The following is a 16615-nucleotide window of genomic DNA, read 5'->3' as shown; positions in this document are numbered from 1 at the left end:
GACCTTTTCCCTTTAACCTATTTCTTATTCACTGCCCTTACTGCCTTAACCTGAGCCGGGCTTACTGCCGATGCTTTGTTGCCAAAGCTATTCCTTACATAAGTGAGTACATCGGCAATTTCTTTATCCTGCAAAAAATCGTGCGAGGCCATGGTGTTGGAGTAGCGTTCGCCGTTAATATCCACATCGTCGTTAAAACCGTTTAGCACAATCTTTATCAGCCGTGTTTTATCGCCGGTTACGTAGGTGGTTTTGGCCAGTGGTGGGTTCATATTGGGCACGCCCATACCATCGGCCTGGTGGCAGGTTACACAGTACTCCATAAATACTTTACTGCCGGCGTCCATGGCTGCTTTTAATGCTGCTGCATTAGCTGTTTTGTTAACCGGCTTATGTTTTTTGGTTTGTGCCTGTAATCCGGCAATGGTAAAAAGGGTAATTAATGGTATTAGTACGAGGGCTTTTTTTAAGTCCATTGTTATTTTTTATACGTGATTTTGTAAATGGTTCCCTGGTTATCGTCGGTTACATACAGTGAGCCATCGGGTCCCTGCGCCAATCCGCATGGGCGATGCTCGGCACTACCTTTGGCTGCCTTTTCGGCACTTCCCGCAAAATTATCGGCAAAAACTTCATATGCACCGCTTGGCTTGCCATCTTTAAAAGGTTGAAAAACTACAAAATATCCGGCCTGCGGCTCTGGTGCACGGTTCCACGAACCATGAAAAGCGATGAAAGCGCCGTTTTTATACTTTTCGGGGAATTGGCTCCCAGTGTAAAACAATAAGCCGTTAGGCGCCAGGTGGCCCGGAAATGCCGCCGCCGGATTTATGGCCGTTTCGCCGCCTTCCTTTTTACCATCACCCCCGTACTCGGGCATTAATATTTTTTTGTTTTGCTGCCAGTCGTAATACATATATGGCCAGCCCGCGTTATCACCTTTTTTAATAGCATACATACACTCGGCAGGTAAATCTGCAGATTGTTTGGTGGTGAAATATTCCGGGAACAGGTCATGAAGCTGGTCGCGGCCATGCTGCATTACAAAAAGCTGGTTATTTTGCTGGTTCCAGTCCATCCCAACCACATTGCGTAAACCGGTGGCATAACGGATGCCATCGCCATAGTGCTGGTTAAGCTTGTCAGCTTTAAACTGCCAGATGCCGCCGGCCGAATCTAAAATAGGGCAGCCCTTTTGGCCCGGCGAGCCTTTTTTCCTGTCTTCTACCTGGCAAGCGTTGGAATACGCGCCAATGTTAACATAAAGGTTGCCGTCGTTATCAAGTGTAATGGCTTTGGCCTCGTGCTCATTGCGGCTTAACAGGCCGGTCACAATTTTTTCAGGCTGACCGGGGTTTATTACTTCACTCTGGTCATTCAATTTATAACGGAAAACTTCTTCGTCAGACGATGCATACAGATAGCCGTTTTTTACATATGCTCCGGTACCCTTATAATCGCCAAAGCTTGTTTTCAATGTGGCTTTATCACCATCCTGTGTTAAATACAAAATGGTTTTGCCATCTTTTACGGTATTAAGCTTTACATAAATGTTATTTTGCGGCGTAATGGCTATTTCCCTTGCCCCGCCCAGTTTTTCGGCAATTGCGGCTGCGCTGAAACCTGCAGGAAGCTTAAGACCGGCATTTTCGGCAGTCGCAGTGCTTGTAGTGTCGATACCATTTTTATTATCGGTATTGCCGCTTTTGCAACTGTTAAACAGTATAGCACCGGCAATAGCTGCAACGGGCAGCATTGTCCATACGATGTTTCTTTTTTTCATGGCTTCTGATTGATTATCAAAATAAATAAATATACAGGGAATCCCGAAATCTGATTTGTAGTAATTGTATGACAATAAGGATTTTTCGGAAATCATTCCAGATAGCGGTTAATACGAGCTATAGGTAATACCGCCAAATTAAATTTCTCACAATCGATGCCGTTAACAAATTAAGTACTGATTTATAGCTGTTGTAACATATATAGCAACAATGGATTAAACCATTGCCTTTGCAAGTGGTCATAGCTATATAAAATTTAACAAAATGAAAAAGTTATTCATATTATCGGCAATAGCAATGAGTGGTTTAATAGCTAATAAAGCAAACGCTCAATTATCAATACATGTAGGTTTTAATGTTCCTGTGCACCGTGTTTATGTGCCAAGCCCTCCGCCTGTTGTGGTTGAAGAGCAACCGGTTTATAACGATGATTATGCCCAGGTAAACTACAACGATGATAGTGATGATTATTACTATTTACCCGAAGTAGAGGCTTACTATAGTGTTTCTAACCATTACTACTACTATAATAATGGCCGTGACTGGGTAACCTGTGCCTACTTGCCAGGCGCTTACCGCAACTATGACTGGCGTACCGCTACAAGATACGAGGTACGTGGAAACCGCCCTTATATGCACCACGATGTATACAGGCAAAGGTGGGGTGGTTATGCCGGCGACCGCGGCAACTGGGGTCACCGTTTTGAAAGACGATACGATGGAGGATATGCTTACCAAAACCGCGATAACAGGTTCAACAACCGTGGATGGGACAGGGGAAGAGATAATAACCGTGACCGCGGCAATTGGGGCGGCAGGCCGGATAACAGAGATAACCACGGTAACTGGGGCGGCAGGCCCAACAACAATGATAACCGTGGTGGCGGCAACCAAAACCATGGCAACTGGGGCGGCCAGGACCATGGCAACCAAAACCAGGGTGGCGGTCATGACCGCGGAAACAATGGCGGTGGTCAGGACCATGGTAACCGTGGCGGCGGACGCGAATTTGCCGCAAACCGTGGTGGTTTTGGTATGAGGCAATAAGCCGGAACACCGGTAATATGTAACACTAATTAATCCCTATATATAAATGAAAAGGCTGCCTTTTGTGGGCAGCTTTTTTTATGCCGTGTGCCCGCCAAAGTAAGGCCGCCGCCAAAATCAATAATGACAGCCTGCTTTACCCGGCGCCGTTTTACGTTTCTTTTTATTAACGAAAAAATCCTACTTTGTATCCAAATTGTAAACCTCTCCCCGGGATGAAAAAGAACGTTACTTTACTGCTATTTGTAGCGCTGGCTGCCAATGCCTTTGCGCAGGGTAATACTTTACAGGCAGGTACGCCGGCCGGTGAAAAATTTTCTGCCGAACGACTGCAACGCATCGATAACGTGATTGAACAAACCATCGATTCGGGCTATATCAATGGAGCAGTGGGGCTGATAGCCCGCAACGGCAAAATGGTTTATTATAAATCATTCGGTATGGCCGATGTTGAACAAAAAAAGTTAATGAATAATGATGCTATTTTTCGCATCGCGTCTCAAACTAAAGCTATTACCAGCGTAGCTGTAATGATGCTGTTTGAAGAAGGTAAGTTTTTGCTGGATGATCCCATCTCCAAATACCTCCCAGCGTTTGCTCATCCAAAGGTGGTGGATACCTTCAATCCTAAAGATACAACATATACCACTGTTCCTGCCAAAAGGGAGATAACCATCCGCGATTTACTTACCCATACTTCGGGGATTGCCTATGCCCAGATAGGCTCACCCACCATGAATGCCATTTATGCCAAAGCCCATATCCCGGCCGGCTTTGTGAGTGATAAAATACTGCTGGCCGATGCCATGAAAAAACTGGGCCCATTACCATTGGAGCACCAGCCCGGCGAACGCTGGACTTACGGCCTTAATGTAGATGTTTTAGGCTACCTGGTCGAAAAGATATCGGGCAAAAGCTTAGACCAGTTTATGAAGGAACGCATTTTTGACCCGTTGGGGATGAAGGACACCTACTTTTATATTCCGGCAGCAAAGCAAAACCGGCTGGTAACCGTGTACACCCCCGATAAGAAAGATCACCTTATTAAATGGAATGCATCTACTTTTGAGGGGCTTAGCGCCGATTACCCAACCGTTAATGGTACCTATTATGCGGGCGGAGCCGGTTTAAGCTCGACAATTAAAGATTATGCTACTTTTTTGCAAATGATGCTGAACGGTGGCGTTTATAATGGCCAGCGTTTATTATCACGGCATACCGTCGAATTGATGACCACCAACCAGATTGGCGACCTCTACATCAACCCCAATAAAGAAAAATTTGGGCTTGGCTTTGGCCTGACAACCGACATAAGTTCAAAAAAGCTGGGCATAAGCGAAGGTTCATTTGCCTGGGGCGGCTTTTTTGGCACCCTGTATTGGGTTGACCCTAAAGAACACCTGGTGTGCCTGTTGTTTGTACAGAACTGGCCGTTGCCGCACAACGCCTTCCAGGATAAATTCAGGGCGATGGTGTACCAGGCGCTTACGGATTAATAAAATAGTAAAATACCGTAAAAATACGCTTGGCGTATCCATAAGGGGTAGTTATCTTAGCTTTTGTAAGTGTTTGATTTTAAGTTATTAATAAATAATAAATTATTGTAACACATCGAACCTCCCACCATACCTTCCACCAAACCTTTTTTTAACCTGAACGCAAATAAATCATGAGCACAACAGCACCTAAATCAAACGATGACCCAACAGAAACCGGGTCTCAAAATCAAATTTCTACCTGGGGAAAAGTAGCAGCGGGAATTTTACTCGCGCTATTTACATTATTAGCTTTGAATACAATCATCAGTTATTGGCCCGATAAGTTACCTCCGGCGGGCGATGACGGAAGGTATTATCATAAATGTCATATTACTATGCTTCTTGATAAAGCCGCTATTAAACAACCTGGCAGCCAAAAAGATACTGCAGCTGCCGCACTATTCAAAAATAAACAGGATAGTGTGATTAAAAAGATCAAAACCGGCCAGGCTAAGGTAGCCAAAGCCGATTCTGGCACAATAGCTGCGCTGAAGGCTGATCAAACCAAACATGCTAAGGCGGTTGATGATTCTACGTTAAAAGCAAAAAAAGCATTGGCTAAGGTCGATTCTGTAAAATCGGTAAAATACAACGATACCGTACAGAAGGCGGCTATCTACGACATTGACGATACTATTCAATTTAACTCCATTTTGCTCATATTGGTTGCGGCCGCAGGCTTTTTGGGCAATATGATCCATGTGGCTGGGTCTTTCACCGCCTTTGTAGGTCTCGAAAAATTTAAAAAGAGCTGGCTACTTTGGTATTTTGTAAAACCGTTCACGGCTTCGGCGCTTGCTATCGTGGTTTATTTTACATTCAGGGCCGGCTTTTTGAGCACTAACGATGGTGGAAATAACTTAAACCTATTTGGAATTATGGCTATATCGGCCATGTCAGGCCTGTTTACCGAAGTTGTAACAAGGAAGCTAAGGGATGTACTTGATGTAGTATTTAAATCAAATAGCACTGTTGTTCCCGTAATTTCCGGTGCTACTCCAGTCACGCTAAAGCATTCTGTTGCCAACCCTATTACTATAACGGGTACAAATCTTGACAAAGTGCCGCTAAATATAACTATAGACGGGACGGCAATTGCACCCACAGGTAAGCCGACAGCTACGTCAATCGTTATTAATTTCACAGCTGGGGCTGCCGGTACCAGCCCGGTTTTATCTGTTACAGGCGCAGGTGTAAAAACTTACACGCAAACATTTACAGTAGCCTGATACCAGGTGCCGAACAAAAAAGCCAGGTATTTTAAATTTGCCTGGCTTTTTTGCTTTAATACACCGCCTTAGGATTATCCAACTGGCCCTTTAAAACACTCCAAACATTTCCCGCAACAATTTTAGCGCCTTTTTCTGTTGGATGGATGCCATCGCCCTGGTTAAGATCTGGGTGCCCGCCTACGCCCTGCAGCAGGAAGGGTACCAGCGCCATCTTATTTTTGGCTGCAACGGTGGGGAACACTGCTTTGAATTTATTTACATAATCGGCACCCATATTTGGCGGTACCTGCATACCCAGCATCACCAGTTTGGCTTTAGGGTATTTAGCTTTTACCTTATCGATGATTGACTGGAGGTTCCTGGTGGTTTCGGCAGGCGATATGCCCCGCAGGCCATCGTTTGCACCAAGTTCCAGTATAAATATATCTACCTTTTGTTTTAATGTCCAATCTATCCGGCCGTTGCCTCCTGCCGATGTTTCGCCGCTTACCCCGGCGTTAATTACTTTATAAGGCAACTTTAGCGAGTCTATTTTTTTTGCGATAACACCGGGAAAAGCATCTGCCGGGTCATCCAAGCCGTATCCCGCAGTTAAGCTATCGCCAAAAAATAAAATCGTTTGCACCTGTGCCGATGCAGCAGCCTTATCGGCAGTATCTGCCGGTGCCGATGCGTTGGCGTTTGATTTATCGCCACTGCCGCAACTTGCCAAAGCAAATGTGACTATGAGTATAAAAAAGATTTTTACTTTGTTCATAAAACTAAATACAACGCGGTTAGGCGTTTGTTCTTAATATCTCTAAAGGCGGTTTGTTCAATACGCCCCGGCTGTTTAATAAACCAATAATTACCGTTAGCAAAGCGATGATGAAAAATAAAATCAACGCGGGTACAAAGCTAACGGAATAAGGTATCTCGAAACTATATTTTGCTAAAAACCATGTACCTGCCACGGCAATCAAAATACCTGTCAACGCCGATAGACTGCCTAAAAACAGGTATTCCAACGCTGTTATGGCCAATATCTGTTTTCGGCTTGCCCCAAGTGTGCGTAATAAAACGCTTTCCTGTATGCGCTGGTATTTGCTTATACGTACCGAAGCTATGAGTACTACTATACCCGTAATAATACTAAACGCGCTCATAAAACGAATTACGTAACTGATTTTGCTTAATAACTCATCCAGGATGCTCAATACCAGTCCAAGGTCGATAATTGATATATTGGGGAATTGCCTTACCACAGCCTGCTGGAAAGCCGCCGATACTTTGTTTGATGGCACATGCGTCATCAACACCTGGAATTGCGGAGCATCTTCCAATACCCCGGTAGGGAACACCACCTGGAAATTGGTTTGTACTTTACCCCAGTTCACCTTGCGTACGCTGGCTACATAGGCAGGCATCGGTACCCCCTGCACGTTAAACACCAGCTTATCGCCAATTTTAAGGTGCGCGCGTTTTTGCAGGTTTTCTTCTACCGATACCGGGATGTCTTTCCCTGGCTCGGCTTTGCCTATCCATTTGCCGTCCAGCAGTTTCTCTGATGAGGATAATGTATCCCTAAACGTTACCCTGTATTCCCAGGCAAATACACCATGGGGAATTTTGATGGTAGTATCTTTAATTACGTCGGCGGCGGTTTTGCCGTTTATCTGCTCCAATCGTACGGTTACTATGGGCACCTGTTGCAAAACAGGCAACCCGTTTTTGCGCGTTACGTCGGCTACGGCATCCTTCTGGCTTTTTTGAATATCAAACAAAATCATATTTGATTGATTGCCGCTGCTTGATAAGTTTACCTGGCTGATGAGGATACTCTGGATAAAAAACAGCGTACAAATAAAGGCCGTACTTAGCCCGATTGAAACCATCAGGATTAAAGTTTGGGTATTTGGCCGGTATAAATTGGCAAAGCCCTGGCGCCATAAATAGCTCCAGCCGCTGTTGATAAGCAGTTTCATCACACGCATCAGCAACCAGGCTACAGCGGCCAGTATCATAAAGGCTACTAAAATACCGATAGTGAAAAAGATGCTGCCTATCCAGCTATCTAACTGTAAATAGGTAAAGCCTAAAACAAACACGATGATGAGTAAATAAACCAGCCAGCTTAAAGGGTCGCGTTTGCGGCCTGCCTCGTCAAATGACATGCGCAGCGTATTTAGTGGCGATATATTACGCACCGATATCAGCGGCAGCAAAGCAAACAATATTGATATAATTACCCCCAATAAAATACCCTGGCCAATAGCCAGCCACGATATCTCGACAGAAATAGTGAACGGCAAAAAATCTTTAAAAACTATTGGCAGCAAATGCTGTATGGCCGTACCCAAAGCCGCACCCGCTATAGATCCTATGAGCCCGATGCCAACAATCTGGATCAGGTAAATCAAAAATGCCTCGGATGCTTTTACGCCTAAACAGCGCATTATGGCTATCGAGGCTATCTTTTCGCGTACATAAATATGAATGGCGCTTGCCACACCCACGCAGCCCAATAACAGAGCAATAAAGCCCACCAGCGATAAAAACCTGCCCAGATCGCCAAATGCCCTGCCGGTATTTTCCTTACGGGTTTCAATGGTATCGTAGTTCATGCCATTTTTATCCAATATCGGGTCGAGCTTTTTGGTTAGCTTTTCTATATCAACTTTATGGTCGTACTTGTAGTAAAAGGTATAATTTACGCGGCTGCCTGTTTTCATGAGGCCGGTTTGTTCCAGGTATCGCATCGGGATGTACACCACCGGGGCAATACCTGCCATGGCTCCGCTTTGCCCTGGAGCTTTGTCCAATGCGCCGGCTATCAGGAAATGTTCGGTGCCTATGCGTACCAAATCGCCAACCTTGGCGCCAAATTGCAGCATCAGCGTTTTATCAACCAGGGCTGTTTGTCCTTGTTTAAAGGAGGTGCCGGCAATCTCGGGCGTGGTTTCTATAGCGCCGTAATAAGGATAATCGCCCTGCAAAGCCCTTATCTGTACAAGCCTGGTGCCTTTGCTTTTTGGAAAATAGGCCATCGATGCAAAACTCCGCTCGGTTGATCTGTTATCGCCCAATGAGTCAAGCATCTTCTTCAGCTTCGGGTCGACAGGTTTATTCCCAGATATCAGCAAATCGGCACCGATGAGCGTTGCTGCCTGGCCATTTACGTCGTTTTGCACATTGTACCTGAACGAGTAGATAGCCACCAGCGCAGCAATACCAAATATGATGGCAGATATGAACAGGAACAACCTCGACCGGTTTTTCCTGCTATCGCGCAAGGCCATGTTAAACAGCCAGGCAACGTTTGTTTTTCGTTTATAATTAACCGGATCGCTCATAATAACTTACCCGTTAATTGTTTTTTCGTCGGATACCAGCTTGCCGCCTTTTATCCTGATGATGCGTTGTGTTTTGGCCGCCAGGTCAAGGTCGTGGGTTACTACAACCAGGGTAGTACCGGCTTCCTTGTTCAAGTCGAAGATGAGTTTAATCACCTTTTCGCTGGTTTCGGCATCCAGGTTACCGGTTGGCTCATCGGCAAACAGAATTTTGGGTGCGTTTGAAAATGCCCGTGCCAGTGAAACCCTTTGCTGTTCGCCGCCGGACAATTGGGAAGGGTAGTGATGTCCGCGATCGGCGAGGCCAACTTTGTCCAGCAAATCCAATGCCCTTGCCTTGATGTTTTTTTCGTTCCGGAGTTCCAATGGCACCATCACATTCTCCAAAGCTGTAAGTGTTGGCAGCAATTGGAAATTCTGAAAAATGAAGCCTACATACTGGTTGCGCACCTGCGCGCGCTGGTCTTCGGTTAAGTTGCCCAGGCTGATGCCATTTAGTTCCACCGAGCCGGTGCTCGATCGGTCGAGCCCCGCACATAGCCCCAGCAGCGTAGTTTTGCCGCTGCCCGATGGGCCAACAATGGCATTGGTAGAGCCTTCAGTTATCGCGAAGTTAATGTTATCAAGCACGGTGAGCGTACGCCCGGCGCTTTGGTATGTTTTACTGAGATCTTGAATATTAAGGATAGTTTCCAACGGATAATTTTTATGCTTTGATGAATTGCCAACCAATTTGTTACCACATCGGTTTGCATAAATATCCGTGAAATAGCATGCTTATAGCTGCCAAACGCTACATTTTTTTATTTAATGACATAACCATGTTTTTTAATGGCTATAACGCCCCCAAGAAAGATTAGAACTGTTACCTGTTTCCGATCATTCAGAAAATTAACGAAGAATTGTTTAAGCTCCCTCGATAAACAGAGCTAAAGCCATTTTCAAATCCTCAAATCTTCAAATTCTCAAATAATCCCTCTCATCTGCACATCTGTAATTTGAAATCTGCACATTTGAAAAATCTACCCCTCCATTTCCCTTGCCGATTCTTCAACCTTTTTCTTTAGGTCTTCTTTAAAGTCGATGAGGTTTTTAACCAGGTATTCGTCGGTGGTGGATAGGATTTGCGCTGCAAGGATCCCCGCATTTTTGGCCGCATTCAAGGCTACAGTAGCAACCGGGATACCATTGGGCATTTGCAATATCGACAGTATCGAATCCCAGCCATCAATAGAGTTGCTTGATTTTACAGGTACCCCAATAACCGGCAAATGGGTTAACGATGCCACCATACCAGGCAAATGCGCAGCGCCACCGGCGCCGGCAATAATTACCTTAATACCCCTGTCGGCAGCTGCGCGGGCATAGCTAAACATCCTGTCGGGCGTGCGGTGTGCCGATACTACTGTAATTTCGTATTCAACACCTAATTCTTTTAATACATCGGCGGCATCCTGCATAATATGCAGATCGGATTTGCTGCCCATAATGATGGCTACTTTTGGTTGGCTCATGTTGTTGTTATTGTATATATATTTAGCACCGTCATTGCGAGGTACGAAGCAATCTCCTGATTTGCAGGGCAATTATGCAAGGTAAAAAGATTTCTCGCATTGCAACAGCGTGTTATTTATTCATTGTTTTTTCGTAAACTATTCTTCTTATCAAAAATACTATACCAAGGCCAATTAAAATCGGGATGCATAAAAACATCAGGTAATGCGTCACTTTCCCCCACTTGTACTCCAAAGAAGAGATGTCTTGCCGGGCATGCCATGTATTTAAAACTTTAAACCCGTCAAAAAACACCTTTAAGTTCTTATCCGTAACCGGCAATAAATTGGAACAAGATAATGAGCATATTGCCAGGGAATCATTTAAACATACCACACGTTGATATACATAGGTATCGTACCCGTTATAATGTGCTTTATAACCAAACTCAACTGCGTCAAGTCCGCTGATTTTTATTTTATTTTTATAAAACGTTTTGCTGTTAGTTCTTTTTAATGCACCCTTTATGTAGTTGTTGTAAACTGAGTCGACATTATCATTTTTAAACAGATCCAATAGTCCTCCTTCTGCGTCTGCTATCACCCCCGTATACGTCACCCCATTATGGTTAACCATGTAAACGTTTACACCACTTACCCTTTCTAATGCAGGGCTATCCGGCAACATTACTCTCGCTATCCCACCAAGCCTTTGCTTATAAGGGTATTGAGCAAAGGTAACCGTAGCAATACAGCCCACAACAACAGTTAGTACAATTATTTTAATGTTCATGATAAGGGGTTTTAGCACCATCATTGCGAAGCATGAAGCAATCTCCTGATTTGCAACGTAATTATGCAAGGTAAAAAGATTTCCTGCTTTGTGATAAGGCACTATCTATCTTTATTTTTCTTATAAATTATTCTTCTGATCAAAAACACTATCCCAACACCAATTAAAATCGGGATACACAAAAACATAAAAAAACCTATTACCTTCCCTGTTTTGTACGCCAGATTAGATGAAACATCCTGTCGGGCCCCGCTGGCATTCAGAACTCTAAATCCATCAAAAAAAGCTTTCAAATTCTTGTCTTTACTTGATAATGAATCTGATGCCAATATTCCGCATGATACCAACGAATCGTTTAAACAAACCACACGTTGATATAGGTATGTATTCCGGCCTTTTATTTTTATCCTATATCCAAACTCAAGTCCATTAAGACCGTCTATGTCTATTTTATTTTTATAAAACAATTTACCCTTTGAGTCTTTCACCAAGCCATCTAAATAACTATTATAAAGTGAGTCGGCATTGGTATTGTTTAGCAGATCTCTGAGTCCACCCTCCATATCTGCTAAATGGGTTAAAAATATTACACCTTTATACCTGGCAACATAAGTGTTAACACCATTTACCGATTGAAGTTTAGGGGTATCTGGCAACATTACAGTCGCTAAGTTTCCGAGCTTTTGTTTGTAAGTGTATTGGCCGAAACCAACCGTCGAAATACAGCCAACAAGGACGGTTAGTATAATTATTTTAATGTTCATGATAAGGGGTTTTAACAATTCAATAAGGCACAACTTTTTTCGCGCTATCGATAACAGCCGTATCTACCCACGGCAATAGATTATGTCATTGCGAGCGATAGCACGGCAATCTCGTCGCGTGCATGGCGGATTTGCAAAGTTCGCGATTGCTTCGTTCCTCGCAATGACATATCCAATTTTTCTGTCATCCTGAGGAACGAAGGATCTATCAGCTATGCATGCCAGATAGAAAAGTTCGCGAATAGATCCTTCGTTCCTCAGGATGACAATATTTTGTTTTGGACGTCATTTTTTGCTGACTAACCAAGTTTTAAAAACTTCGTAAGTCTAACTTACTACCTTCAGCATCTTCTGTACAAATCTTGCTTTCTCTATCGCCTTTTCTCTATCGGCATCTACTATCGTCACATGCCCCATTTTGCGGAACGGTTTAGTTAACGCTTTACCATATAGGTGAATATATACCCCCGGCACCTTCAGTATCTTCTCAATACCCTGGTAAACCGCCGGGCCTTCGTAACCTGCTTCGCCCAATACGTTCACCATAATGGCATTGTTAAGGCAGGCAGTATCGCCTAAAGGCTGGTTAAATATGGCTCTTAAATGTTGCTCAAATTGCGATACCACGTTGCCCTCAATAGTCTGGTGACCGCTGTTATGCGGCCGGGGGGCCAGTTCATTAACCAATATTTTGCCGTTTTTATCTAAAAACATCTCAACAGCCAATAGTCCTACAATTTTTAGGCTTTCGGCTATTTTTTTGGCTATCTGTTCTGCTTCCTGCTGCACTTCAAATGGCAGGGTGGAGGGTGAAATCAAAAACTCAACCAGGTTGGCCTCTGGGTTAAATTCCATCTCGACCAGCGGGAAGGTGCTTACCTCGCCATTTTCGTTGCGTGCTACTATTACGCCTATTTCTTTTTCAAAATCAACCCATTGCTCTATCAGGCTTGGTTCTTTAAAAGCCTTGGTAAGGTAACTTTCATCAACTACCTTGTAAACGCCTTTACCATCATAGCCATCCCTGCGGAGTTTTTGGATATAAGGAAAAGGAATGGTGCTTTGCAGTAATTCCCGGGGCGACGATATGATCTGGAAATCGGCGGTAGGGATATCGTTTTCTCTAAAAAATTGCTTTTGCAAACCTTTATCCTGTATCAGCCTGATGATGCGCGATTGGGGATAAACCAGCACTCCCTCTTTCTCCAGCTGTTCCAGCGCATCCACATTTACCTTCTCAATTTCGATGGTAAGCAAATCAACAGTTTTGCCAAAGTTGTATACGGTTTCGTAATCGCCTAACGATCCTACGGTAAATTCGTCGCAAAGTTTGCGGCAGGGGGCTTCCCTGTCGGGATCGAGGATTTTAACCGTAACATTATAATTTATAGCCTGTTGTATCAGCATGCGGCCTAACTGGCCGCCGCCTAAAATACCTAATTTCAAATCTCCGTAAAATGCTTTCATTTGATGCTGCAAGTTTACCTGAAATCTTTCAAAAACCCATAACCTGCTTTTATATCTGGGTTGTTATCCTTTTTTTATCCTCAGGTAGTAAAAAACGCTGTGCACTATTAAAAATATGAACCCGGTTACCAGGTAAATTACTTTATATTGCGGGGGCAGGGGCATGGTAAATATAGTTACTATAAACGCTACCGGCCCGCCAAAATACAACGGCAACCGTACCGGCAGGTTATTCCAGTAAGCCGGGTTTACGAGGAATAATGATGGCAACGACATTATAAAAACGATAATATTGAGCAACACTATCCCTTCACAAATTTTGGGCAAGGCGGTGGAGTAGTCGGCCCCTTTTTGGGTAACGGCATAGTAAATGCTGTTAACAGCTATTGATAAAATGACAGAAAAAATAACCGTTTTAAAAAGTTGCCTGGCGAGTACTTTCATAGTTGAATGTTTTTTGAGCACAGCCCGCAGGCCATGTTTTGTATGCAGGTGCAAAATAATGCAATAGCTTTCTTAATGCTTTAATATAAATGTCACAAATTAATTCGCTACACTATTTCAATCTTCTTCAACAATGTTATCAGGCGTTAGCCTCCTGAAAAACATAAAGCAAAGTACAATTATTTGTGCTACAAAATGGAGCGCATAAAATTGCTTATCGTCATTTTGCAGCTTTGTGCCTAACAGCACGTACAGCAAAATAGCCACCGGTGTAAGTAAACAGGAGATAAACGCCCTGCTTTTTGCATTTTTAAAGTTGATGGACATAAAAAGGCCCGGAATCTCAATAAGCGTTATAGGGATATTAAGCAATAAAGCTCCAATTAGGGTTGATGGTACCAGGTGATTATCCCACTGGCCCTTAACCGTGAACAGAATAAATACAAAACTGAGTACGATGGATAATAGCACCGAAAACAGGTACAGCAACAAAAGTAATTTCCAGATTTTCATAACTTATATAACAAGGCCCGGAAGGCCGAGCGGCAATTTTTTAAAACTACATTTTTATTGCCGAAATAGAAATACTGATTAAAGACCGCTGTGTCCACCCCGGAATAAATACGTTTTCGGGCAGCTTTTCCGTCCATCCGCCCCCTTATTCAACAATCAATTGTGCCCTCGGCTTAAATTTCTTTAAAAAAATAATCACAACATCTACACTGGTTTAACCCCCTCAAATTCAAGAAATTCACGCTCTTTTCCAATCCGTGAAATTCGCCTCAATTCGTGCAATTCGTGTCAATCTAAAACCTTTTATGTAATTATTAGTTATAACACCTGTGTTTATTTATTAATTATATAACTTAAAAGAAAAAACTATCAGGAAAACTACTACTCATTTACATTTCAATTTACGAACAAAATCAAAAAGAAAGATGAACATGAAAAAGTCAGTTTTAATTGCTGTGGCCGCGTTAGGCATCGGATTTTTATCGAGCAACGTAATGGCGCAAACCCAACAAACCGATACAACTAAAACAGCCCCTGCAACTACACCCGCCGCTCCTGCTGCCGCATCGGGCGATGTAGTTGGCGTTTTAAGCAGTACTACAGATTTTGCCCCATTGGCACTGGCCGTTAAAACTGCCGACCTGGAACCTGAATTAAAAGGCCCCGGCCCATTCACCGTATTTGCACCAAATGATGTAGCTTTCAGCAAAGTACCAAAGCCTACTATGGACGATTTGACCAAAGACCATGGCAAACTGGCTAAAGTACTAAACTACCACGTAGTTGCCGGTAAATACACCAAAGCCGATATCATTAAAGCTTTAACTGCCGGTAAAGGAAAAGCCGTATTAAAAACCGTGGACGGTGATAACCTTACCTTATCGGTAAATGATAAAAGCAATTTACAAATTGTAGATGCCAAAGGGAATGCAGCATTAGTTGTCTCGTTTGATACTATGGCTTCAAACGGCGTTATCCACGGCTTAAATGGCGTGCTGATGCCGCAATAATTTAGCCGGGCTGCACCTAAAGCAAGGCATCCCGGTATAATTACCAGGATTAATGATCAATTTTAAATCCAAAGGGTTTGGCAATAAAAAGCCAGGCCCTTTTTTATTGGTGTTATTAAACAACCAACCCGGTATGGTTCAATTTATAAACCAGTTGGCCGTCTATCGTTTCCGAATAAGTAAACCCGCTGCGTTCCAATAGTTTAACCGACGGCTCATTTTGCGGCATTGGCCAGGCGGTTATAGTTTTAAGCATCATATTGTTAAACCCAAACGCGATAACTTTTTTGATGGCCTCGCCCATCAGGCCTTTGCCCTGGTATGATGGCAGCAGTTCGTAGCCAATTTCGGCCGTTGCCGCGTCGTAATCAAAATTCCAGCAGCAAATGGTGCCAATAACGCCGGGAGTGTTTTTTAATTGGATAGCCCAATACACACCTTTCCCTTCGAGCCTATCCTGTTTGCGGGCCTCGATGAATTGATTAATGGCCTCCATAGTTTGCACGTTACTGCGGCCTATAAAACGGTTTATAGCTTCATTGCTGCGGATAGCTAAAAGCTGCCCGCTATCTGCAGGTACAAGTTCCCTTAAAACCAATCTGTCAGTTTTTAATTGCGGGAAAGCGGCTGATGGAAAAACAATACCCATTATTTTTTTGGAGAAAATTTAGCTTTCCAGTATTTATTATCGGCAATAAGCGCAACGGGTATACCAATACAAACGATAAGGATAACCAACCCGGTTAAAGCTACATGCACTTTAATGTGATGGTAACCAATTTTGCTTAATGGCACTACAACCAGGTTCATTACCAGCCAAACTATAATGCCATAAACAACGGCAATAATATATTTATTACGGATAAGCTTATCAAAAAACGGGTAAAGAAGGTAAAACGTAGCTGTAAACAAAAACGCTATAAGGTAATGAAAAAACACGCCCGCCACTACCATTTGAGTGCCGCTGGTAAAAGCCGCCTTGCCAAATACGGCGCTTGCAATAAATTCAAAAATAACATCGGCACCTGCCTTTGGGTTGGTAATAAAACTCCAGATAATGGCAGCCATGCCATCCAGCGTGCCGGTTAAAAAACCAAGCCAGAAAATAGTAGGCAAAGCATCTTTGAACTTTGATGATTGGTTTTGTGCTGCCATGGCGGTGTATTTTATAGTATAAAGTTATACTTTTTATAAAAAC

The 16615-nt window shown here is 43.4% G+C and carries 17 protein-coding genes; 4 read left to right on the top strand and 13 right to left on the bottom strand.

The window, feature by feature from the left end; genetic code table 11:
* Nucleotides 1-17 precede the first annotated feature (17 nt).
* Both PQ469_RS20170 and PQ469_RS20165 read right to left on the bottom strand, forming a co-directional pair.
* Entirely contained in the window at nt 18-476 is a 459-nt protein-coding gene (locus PQ469_RS20170) for a c-type cytochrome (RefSeq protein WP_274209293.1), read from the bottom strand.
* A gap of 2 nt (nt 477-478) precedes the next feature.
* Entirely contained in the window at nt 479-1783 is a 1305-nt protein-coding gene (locus PQ469_RS20165; RefSeq protein WP_274209292.1) for a PQQ-dependent sugar dehydrogenase, read from the bottom strand.
* Between the two features lie 265 nt (nt 1784-2048).
* On the opposite strand from PQ469_RS20165, the gene PQ469_RS20160 reads away from it, so the two are divergent.
* The 3 genes from PQ469_RS20160 to PQ469_RS20150 all read left to right on the top strand — a co-directional run bounded on the left by PQ469_RS20160 (nt 2049) and on the right by PQ469_RS20150 (nt 5598).
* Entirely contained in the window at nt 2049-2831 is a 783-nt protein-coding gene (locus tag PQ469_RS20160) for a hypothetical protein (RefSeq protein ID WP_090653001.1), read from the top strand.
* 215 nt (nt 2832-3046) lie between these two features.
* A complete protein-coding gene (locus tag PQ469_RS20155; RefSeq protein WP_274209291.1) occupies nt 3047-4327 on the top strand; it encodes a serine hydrolase domain-containing protein in 1281 nt (426 codons plus the stop codon).
* A gap of 173 nt (nt 4328-4500) precedes the next feature.
* Nucleotides 4501-5598 (top strand): hypothetical protein, encoded by a 1098-nt coding sequence (locus PQ469_RS20150; RefSeq protein ID WP_274209290.1) that lies wholly within the window; start codon nt 4501-4503, stop codon nt 5596-5598.
* Between the two features lie 55 nt (nt 5599-5653).
* Here the strand turns inward: PQ469_RS20150 and PQ469_RS20145 are convergent, their stop codons facing one another.
* The 9 genes from PQ469_RS20145 to PQ469_RS20105 all read right to left on the bottom strand — a co-directional run bounded on the left by PQ469_RS20145 (nt 5654) and on the right by PQ469_RS20105 (nt 14407).
* The gene (locus tag PQ469_RS20145; RefSeq protein ID WP_274209289.1) at nt 5654-6358 is read right to left on the bottom strand and encodes an arylesterase; all 705 of its coding nucleotides are present in this window, start codon (nt 6356-6358) and stop codon (nt 5654-5656) included.
* A gap of 19 nt (nt 6359-6377) precedes the next feature.
* Nucleotides 6378-8933: an ABC transporter permease gene (locus PQ469_RS20140; RefSeq protein WP_274209288.1), complete on the bottom strand. Its 2556-nt coding sequence runs from the start codon at nt 8931-8933 to the stop codon at nt 6378-6380.
* A gap of 6 nt (nt 8934-8939) precedes the next feature.
* Nucleotides 8940-9629: an ABC transporter ATP-binding protein gene (locus PQ469_RS20135; protein ID WP_274209287.1), complete on the bottom strand. Its 690-nt coding sequence runs from the start codon at nt 9627-9629 to the stop codon at nt 8940-8942.
* A 326-nt stretch (nt 9630-9955) separates the two neighbouring features.
* Complete coding sequence (gene purE / locus PQ469_RS20130) at nt 9956-10447, bottom strand: 5-(carboxyamino)imidazole ribonucleotide mutase (protein ID WP_274209286.1); 492 nt, start codon at nt 10445-10447, stop codon at nt 9956-9958.
* Nucleotides 10448-10559: 112 nt separating this feature from the next.
* Complete coding sequence (locus PQ469_RS20125; protein WP_274209285.1) at nt 10560-11219, bottom strand: hypothetical protein; 660 nt, start codon at nt 11217-11219, stop codon at nt 10560-10562.
* 101 nt (nt 11220-11320) lie between these two features.
* Nucleotides 11321-11983: a hypothetical protein gene (locus tag PQ469_RS20120; protein ID WP_274209284.1), complete on the bottom strand. Its 663-nt coding sequence runs from the start codon at nt 11981-11983 to the stop codon at nt 11321-11323.
* Between the two features lie 327 nt (nt 11984-12310).
* Nucleotides 12311-13450 carry a 5-(carboxyamino)imidazole ribonucleotide synthase gene (locus tag PQ469_RS20115; protein ID WP_274209283.1) on the bottom strand — a complete coding sequence of 380 codons (1140 nt, stop codon included), beginning with the start codon at nt 13448-13450 and terminating at the stop codon, nt 12311-12313.
* Nucleotides 13451-13513: 63 nt separating this feature from the next.
* The gene (locus PQ469_RS20110) at nt 13514-13894 is read right to left on the bottom strand and encodes a hypothetical protein (RefSeq protein ID WP_274209282.1); all 381 of its coding nucleotides are present in this window, start codon (nt 13892-13894) and stop codon (nt 13514-13516) included.
* Nucleotides 13895-14011: 117 nt separating this feature from the next.
* Nucleotides 14012-14407, bottom strand: a complete 396-nt coding sequence (locus tag PQ469_RS20105) for a hypothetical protein (RefSeq protein WP_274209281.1) — start codon at nt 14405-14407, stop codon at nt 14012-14014.
* Between the two features lie 431 nt (nt 14408-14838).
* On the opposite strand from PQ469_RS20105, the gene PQ469_RS20100 reads away from it, so the two are divergent.
* The gene (locus PQ469_RS20100) at nt 14839-15417 is read left to right on the top strand and encodes a fasciclin domain-containing protein (RefSeq protein ID WP_274209280.1); all 579 of its coding nucleotides are present in this window, start codon (nt 14839-14841) and stop codon (nt 15415-15417) included.
* Between the two features lie 115 nt (nt 15418-15532).
* On the opposite strand, the gene PQ469_RS20095 is transcribed toward PQ469_RS20100, so the two are convergent.
* Both PQ469_RS20095 and PQ469_RS20090 read right to left on the bottom strand, forming a co-directional pair.
* Nucleotides 15533-16066, bottom strand: a complete 534-nt coding sequence (locus tag PQ469_RS20095) for a GNAT family N-acetyltransferase (protein WP_274209279.1) — start codon at nt 16064-16066, stop codon at nt 15533-15535.
* Entirely contained in the window at nt 16066-16572 is a 507-nt protein-coding gene (locus PQ469_RS20090; protein WP_274209278.1) for a hypothetical protein, read from the bottom strand. Before PQ469_RS20090 ends, PQ469_RS20095 begins: the two co-directional genes overlap by 1 nt.
* Nucleotides 16573-16615 lie beyond the last annotated feature (43 nt).

It is taken from the genome of Mucilaginibacter sp. KACC 22773 (assembly GCF_028736215.1).
Taxonomy (GTDB): domain Bacteria; phylum Bacteroidota; class Bacteroidia; order Sphingobacteriales; family Sphingobacteriaceae; genus Mucilaginibacter.
This window is presented reverse-complemented; position numbering and strand designations above follow the sequence as displayed.

Bases quoted from the DNA above. Each gene is read 5' to 3' on its own strand.
- PQ469_RS20170 (WP_274209293.1), bottom strand. From the start codon at position 476: ATGGACTTAAAAAAAGCCCTCGTACTAATACCATTAATTACCCTTTTT.
- PQ469_RS20165 (WP_274209292.1), bottom strand. From the start codon at position 1,783: ATGAAAAAAAGAAACATCGTATGGACAATGCTGCCCGTTGCAGCTATT.
- PQ469_RS20160 (WP_090653001.1), top strand. From the start codon at position 2,049: ATGAAAAAGTTATTCATATTATCGGCAATAGCAATGAGTGGTTTAATA.
- PQ469_RS20155 (WP_274209291.1), top strand. From the start codon at position 3,047: ATGAAAAAGAACGTTACTTTACTGCTATTTGTAGCGCTGGCTGCCAAT.
- PQ469_RS20150 (WP_274209290.1), top strand. From the start codon at position 4,501: ATGAGCACAACAGCACCTAAATCAAACGATGACCCAACAGAAACCGGG.
- PQ469_RS20145 (WP_274209289.1), bottom strand. From the start codon at position 6,358: ATGAACAAAGTAAAAATCTTTTTTATACTCATAGTCACATTTGCTTTG.
- PQ469_RS20140 (WP_274209288.1), bottom strand. From the start codon at position 8,933: ATGAGCGATCCGGTTAATTATAAACGAAAAACAAACGTTGCCTGGCTG.
- purE (WP_274209286.1), bottom strand. From the start codon at position 10,447: ATGAGCCAACCAAAAGTAGCCATCATTATGGGCAGCAAATCCGATCTG.
- PQ469_RS20125 (WP_274209285.1), bottom strand. From the start codon at position 11,219: ATGAACATTAAAATAATTGTACTAACTGTTGTTGTGGGCTGTATTGCT.
- PQ469_RS20120 (WP_274209284.1), bottom strand. From the start codon at position 11,983: ATGAACATTAAAATAATTATACTAACCGTCCTTGTTGGCTGTATTTCG.
- PQ469_RS20115 (WP_274209283.1), bottom strand. From the start codon at position 13,450: ATGAAAGCATTTTACGGAGATTTGAAATTAGGTATTTTAGGCGGCGGC.
- PQ469_RS20110 (WP_274209282.1), bottom strand. From the start codon at position 13,894: ATGAAAGTACTCGCCAGGCAACTTTTTAAAACGGTTATTTTTTCTGTC.
- PQ469_RS20105 (WP_274209281.1), bottom strand. From the start codon at position 14,407: ATGAAAATCTGGAAATTACTTTTGTTGCTGTACCTGTTTTCGGTGCTA.
- PQ469_RS20100 (WP_274209280.1), top strand. From the start codon at position 14,839: ATGAAAAAGTCAGTTTTAATTGCTGTGGCCGCGTTAGGCATCGGATTT.
- PQ469_RS20095 (WP_274209279.1), bottom strand. From the start codon at position 16,066: ATGGGTATTGTTTTTCCATCAGCCGCTTTCCCGCAATTAAAAACTGAC.
- PQ469_RS20090 (WP_274209278.1), bottom strand. From the start codon at position 16,572: ATGGCAGCACAAAACCAATCATCAAAGTTCAAAGATGCTTTGCCTACT.